Consider the following 931-nt stretch of genomic DNA (forward strand, 5'->3'; position numbering starts at 1 on the left):
TTCAAGTTCAGGGATAGGCTGCCCATCGGCATTCAATTCAAGCGCGATGCGTTTTTCATTCACGCTCTGTTCAAGTTGTTTACTCAAGTCCAACCACGTTTGATCTCTCTCATCATGCCCTGATAAGAAATCTGTCATCACCTGAAGTTGTTGATCCAACTCATGCAAAAAGGTATCAAACTGACGCTGGCCTTTCCCCATTGACGCGATGATCAGATTACTTAGATCTTCTAATGTTGGAGGCAGTTCATACCAGTTGACTCGACTAGCAATGCGTAATCGCAAGGCTTGTAGATCTTGTTGCGCACTTTCTGGGTAGCTTAGTTGGCTGAGCAATGCATTTAAAATATCAGCCACTTTGCTCGCGATTGCGCCGTAACCGGGCGTCGACTCAAGTACTTCTTTGAGTTTGGCGGCCCCCGGAAGCTCTATGAAATCATCAGGAACAACTTCAATTCTTGTTTCGATCGTTTCGCTATGATGCTGACCTTTCATTTTATTGAAGACCCCTTCAACCCAATGCTTTCCTTTTTCAAAGACACTTGGTTTATGGAGGTTTGTTCCTGTTGATTCAGGCAAGGAGACACGCAAGTGCTCATCTGATCGGTCTGCTAAAAAACGACGATCAATCTCAGCTAGCGATTCAGCTAGACTTGGCAAAGAACTTAACTCGCCTTTGAGCTTGCGGCGTAGGTCTCTGATTTCGGAATGAAATTCAGGGTTCGACTCATCAACACTTAAACATAAACGCGAGACAATACGCTGAAGCAACTCAACATGCTCACGATAGCGTTCGCTTAAGTTTTCGTTGTCATCAACTTGTTTTAGATAGCGCTGACGCCATTGCTTGTCATCACCATTTTGAGCCGTGCTCATTCAACTGCCCCTGAACGCAATCGTAAAAGTGGTCTTTTTTAAAAACGATCTTTTG

General features: G+C 44.5%; 1 pseudogene. It reads right to left on the reverse strand.

The features are described from left to right. Positions 1 to 876 (reverse strand): annotated as a pseudogene (locus tag A3762_RS11370) (hypothetical protein); the annotation flags it as partial. Between the last annotated feature and the right edge of the window lie 55 nt (positions 877 to 931).

The organism is Oleiphilus sp. HI0125 (assembly GCF_001635355.1).